The following is a 4,991-nucleotide window of genomic DNA, read 5'->3' on the forward strand; positions in this document are numbered from 1 at the left end:
AAACAATCAGATTTGAGACAGATCGAAAATGATAAAATGCTGTTGTATATTATGATATTTATTCATTAAATTTTATTTTTAAGCGCGCCGAACATGGTGCTTCAATATCGTTGCCTGCCCTAAATAATTGCTTTGAAACAATGCAAGACACTATCGACCTTATAAGAATATGTCATGAAACGAGCACCTAAAGACGAACAGTCTCCTGCGCGCTGCCTTCGGTCACAATTGAAACGCTGCTTCCAAGTTTTTAACAGTATCGGTCCTTAGCGGATCGGGCGATGACGTCTGCTTCTGTGCATTGCTGCGCTAACGCGGACTACGTCAATCCCCCATCCCAGCCGTATGCCGCTGATCCAGCGTGCAGCCTGCAAACGAACGATCCCAGCTTCCGAAAAGGGTCAACACCGGAAGGTTGCCTACCTTAAAGTGCAATGTCTGCTTCCGGGAGGTACGCTGATATCCGCTTCCCACCCGACCCGGTCGCTGCTGTCTGTTTCAACAGCCTAGAAGCAGACCTTCCGACGGTCCGCAAAGAGTCGTAACCGGACCCGCTGCGACGCATAAAAGCGCTTATGTGAACGGTCAACCGTTCGGTAAACGACTGGTTTCCTGACCAAAAGTTCTAGAATAACAGCAGCTTTTAGAGTTGCTTAGAGGTGGTACAAACTCACCCGCAGCAGTCTAATTTCCTCACTTCTCGCGCCAAGCCTTGGCGATTTGATCGGTGAGGGGTTTGACGAGATAGCTCAGGACGGAGCGTTCGCCGATTTGAAGGAACGCTTCAACCGGCATGCCGGGGATGAGGCGGACGGCGCCGAGCCGCGCTCGCTCTGCCTCGCGCACCAGGATGCGGGCGGTGTAGTAGCTCTGGCCCGTCTTGGGATCGGTCGAGACGTCGGCCGAGACGCGGGAGACGGTGCCGTCGATCTCGGGCGTGGTGCGGCTGTTGAAGGCGGGGAAGCGTAGCACCGCGCTTTGGCCGCGGCGCACGCTGTCGATATCCTGGGGCTGGATCCGGACCTCGACGGCGAGCTGGTCGGCCCAGGGCACGATCAGCATCGCCGGCTCGGACGGCGTGACCAGGCCGCCGACGGTGTGGACCGTCATCTGGTGTACGGTGCCGTCCTGCGGGCTGCGCAGGTCGATGCGCTTGAGCTGGTCCTCGGCCGCGATGCGCTTCTCGCCGAGTTCCGACGCCTTGCCGCGTATCTCGGCCAGGTCCTTACCCACCTCGGTGCGCATGTCACCATCGATTTGCAGGATCTGCAGTTCGGTCTCGGTGATCTTGCCGCGCGCCGAGGCAGTCTGAGCGACGAGCTGCCCGCGCTCGCCCTGAAGCCTCGCGGTCTCCCGCTCCAACGCGGTGACCCGTGTCAGCGGCACGAGGTTCTTACCGTAGAGTTCGCGCACGCCCTTCAGCTCGGTGAGGATCAGCGCCGTCTCGCGCTCCTTGGCGGCGGCCTGCTGGGTCAGGCCGCCGATCTCCTGGCGCAGCTGCGCGATGCGCTCGGCGAGCTGCGCCTTCTGCCCGGCGCGGCTGGCGCGGCGGGCCGAGAACAACCGCGTCTCGCCGTCGATGAGGCGGACGACCGACGGGTCGGCCGTCTGGCGCGTCAGCAGGTCGACGGGGAGAGCGATCGTCTTGGCGTCGTCGCGCTCGGCCTCGTCGCGAGCGCGGCGAGCGCTCAACTCGTCCAACGCCTTCAGCACGATGTCGAGGTTGGCCCGCACTTGCGTCGCGTCCAGCCGGATCAGAACATCGCCGGCCTTGACCCGATCGCCCTCGCGCACGAGCAGCTCTCCGACCACGCCGCCGGTGGGATGCTGCACCTTCTTCACGTCGGACTCGACCACGAGCTGGCCGGGGGCGATCACCGCGCCGGCGATCTCGGTGAGCGCGGCCCAGCCGCCGACGCCGACCACCAGCACGGTGCCGAGCGCCAAGCTCAGCGCCAGGTGGCGGCGGATCGAGGCTTTGGCACGCGGACGCAGGACGGACGGCGCGGGGGCCGCCGAGACGATCACCGGGTCGGTCATGGTCAGGCGCTTTCCTGCAAGGCGTGCGGAGCGGGGGCCTGCGACGGGATCGACGGCGCGTAACCCTGAGACGGACTCGGTTGGCTCGGGTCGGGGGCGGCGCGCAGCACGCGCTTGAACACCTCGTCCTTCGGGCCGAAGGCCTGGGCGCGTCCGTCGGCCATCATCAGCACGAGGTCCAGCGCCGCCAGCGCCGAGGGGCGGTGCGCCACGACGATGCAGATGCCGCCGCGGGCCCGCACCCCGAGGATCGCCCGCGTCAGGGCGTTCTCGCCCTCGGCGTCGAGGTTGGCGTTGGGCTCGTCGAGGAGCACTAGGAACGGGTCCCGGTACAACGCCCGTGCCAGCCCGACGCGCTGACGCTGCCCGGACGACAGCCCCGCCCCGCCCTCTCCGACCCGGGTGTCGTAGCCCTCGGGCAGGCGCAGCACCATCTCGTGAATGCCCGCCGCGTGCGCTGCCGCGATCACCGCCTCGGGGGCCGCGTCCGGATCGAAGCGGGCGATGTTCTCGCCGATCGTACCGGCAAACAGCTCAGCCTCCTGCGGCAGGTAGCCGAGATGGGGACCAAGCTCTGACGGGTCCCATTGGTCGAGAGCTGCCCCGTCGAGGCGTACCTTGCCACGAACGGGCGGCCACACGCCAATCAGCGCGCGCACCAGGCTCGACTTTCCGGATGCCGAGGGGCCGATCACCCCGAGGCCTTGCCCGGCACTAAGCGCGAAGCTAACCTCGCTGACCACCACGCGCTGGGCGCCCGGCGGGGCGATCGTAACCGCCTCCACCGTCAGCGTCTGCGACGGCACCGGCAGGCTGTGACGCGGCTGCCCGGCCGGGATGCGTGCGAGCAGATCCGAGAGCCGGGCCCAGCTCTGGCGCGCCTGGACGAAGCCCTTCCAGTTGGCGATGGCGAGCTCCGCAGGCGCCAGCGCCCGCGACACCAGGATCGAGCTCGCGATGATGATGCCGGCGGTGGCCTGGCCCTGGATGACGAGCCAGGCGCCGAGCGCCAGCACACCCGATTGCAGCGCCATGCGGAACACCTTGGACACGGCACCCAAGCCGCCTGCCACGTCCGCCGTGCGCTGCTGCGCGTCCATGTAGTCGCGGTTGGCCAAGGCCCAGCGCGCCTGGAAGCGTCCCTGCATGCCGAGCGCCGCCAGAACCTCGGCGTTGCGCCGGCCGGCCTCCGCCAGGCCGTTGCGGCGCTGGCCGTGCCCGGTTGCGGCCCGGGCCGGCCTGCGGGTGGCGCGGTCGGTCAGCCAGGTGACGCCGGCGAGGAACACGGCGCCCCCCAGCGCGGCGGCCCCGATCAGGGGATGGAACAGGAAGCAGACGCCGAGATAGATCGGCAGCCACGGCAGGTCGAAGAACGCCGACGGGCCGGTGCCCGACAGGAACGCGCGGATCTGGTCCAGGTCGCGCAGCGGGAGCAAGCCGTCGCCGGGCACCGCGCCCTTGAGCGGCGCGCGCACCACGACGTCGAACACCCGCCCCGACAGCGCCTCGTCGAGCGCCGCACCGATGCGTGCCAGGATGCGCGAGCGGATCGCCTCGAGCGCCCCCTGGAACGCGTACAGCGCCAGCGCCAGCGCCATCAGCCCGATCAGCGTCGGCACCGATCGGCTCGGGATCACCCGGTCGTAGACCTCCAGCATGAAGAACGAGCCGGTGAGGTACAGGACGTTCACCAGACCGCTCATCGCCGCAACGCCGACGAACGCTGCCCGGCATGACGCCAGGGCACCCGTGAGTTCTACCGAACCGCTATGCCTCGCCATCATCTTTTTACGACTCACGATTATGAAGGGCGCGATAAGGCGCGTGCGCTGCACACTTGCGCGCCCTGAAGGCGCGTAGATCTCAATCAAAAAGCCCAGCAAACAGTGAAGCCACGGGGCTGTCCCACTCTGCAGATTTACTTTCCTCCGATCACTTCCATGAAAATCAGAACTATATGTCTACTATCTCGTAGAGTAATGATATTATCAGATATTGAATGAAACAAATGCTTTAAAAATAATTACGAATATTTGCTGAAAAATATGATGCGGCTGGAAGTATAGGCGGATATTTCATTCTGAATCAGACGTTCTAAATTCGACCTACTTCGGTGGCATTTGTAGTCATTGAGGTTGGCCAGGAGCTGATAAAGCGTTCGCTAGCTGTTCAGTGCCGTGACGTGGCGGCATCAGTTTCGCTGAGGCTGCCTCACACCGGGACTGCACAGCTAATAGTCCAACGTGCCGGTCACGGGAGTATGGACCGTGAAGGCAACTCCCTCGTGGACCCAATTTGCGCCCGTCTGAGCTTGCTCGAAGGCCGCGGTCTCGGCGTCGCCCGCGGTGTAATGGTGGTCGCCAGTTGCAGTGTCGAGGAACCGCTGCACCGTCAACGCGTCGGCCCCGGCCAGCGCCGGGTCGGCGTAGGCTTGGAACGCCACACCTTCGTCGTGGAAGCTTGGCATCATCGCGTCGATATGGTTACGCTCCGCGATGCTCGCCGTATAGAAGTGCTCGCCCGTCCGCGTATCGACGAAGCGGAACACGTCCACCGTGTCCGCACTTGGCGCCGGCGCCATCCAGGCCACGCCCTCCTCGGTGTAGGACGGCAGGTTCTGCGCGATGTACTGCCGTTCGCTCGGGCTTGTGGTGTAGAGGTCGTCCCCCGTGCCCGCGTCGCGGAAGTGGAACGTGTCGGTTAGCGCCGAGGAGGCCGGCGCGCTCGCATAGGCGTGGATATAGTCGATGGTCATCTGCGCCGGCACCGGCGTCGTGGCGTCCGGGTCGCCGGCCCAGGCCCCGCCGACGGCGAGGTTAGCGATTAGGGCGTGTCATCGCTTGAGCCAATCGAGGGCGGCTGCGAGGGAGAGGACGCCCATGAAGCTGACGGCAGTCTTCTCGTAGCGGGTGGCGATGGCGCGCCACTCTTTGAGCCTGGCCCAGAGGCGC

The 4,991-nt window shown here is 65.0% G+C and carries 3 protein-coding genes and 1 pseudogene; all 4 read right to left on the reverse strand.

All coding sequences use genetic code 11. The annotated features are described in order from the left end of the window. Nucleotides 1-693: 693 nt before the first annotated feature. A complete protein-coding gene (locus FV226_RS26730; RefSeq protein WP_147765307.1) occupies nt 694-2,040 on the reverse strand; it encodes an HlyD family type I secretion periplasmic adaptor subunit in 1,347 nt (448 codons plus the stop codon). Between the two features lie 2 nt (nt 2,041-2,042). After that, nucleotides 2,043-3,821, reverse strand: a complete 1,779-nt coding sequence (locus FV226_RS26735; RefSeq protein ID WP_147765309.1) for a type I secretion system permease/ATPase — start codon at nt 3,819-3,821, stop codon at nt 2,043-2,045. A 449-nt stretch (nt 3,822-4,270) separates the two neighbouring features. After that, nucleotides 4,271-4,795, reverse strand: a complete 525-nt coding sequence (locus tag FV226_RS26740) for a hypothetical protein (protein WP_147765308.1) — start codon at nt 4,793-4,795, stop codon at nt 4,271-4,273. A 78-nt stretch (nt 4,796-4,873) separates the two neighbouring features. Continuing rightward, nucleotides 4,874-4,991: pseudogene (locus FV226_RS26745) on the reverse strand (IS5/IS1182 family transposase); the annotation flags it as partial.

It is taken from the genome of Methylobacterium sp. WL12, from assembly GCF_008039475.1.
In the GTDB taxonomy this organism is placed as follows: Bacteria; Pseudomonadota; Alphaproteobacteria; order Rhizobiales; family Beijerinckiaceae; genus Methylobacterium; species Methylobacterium cerastii.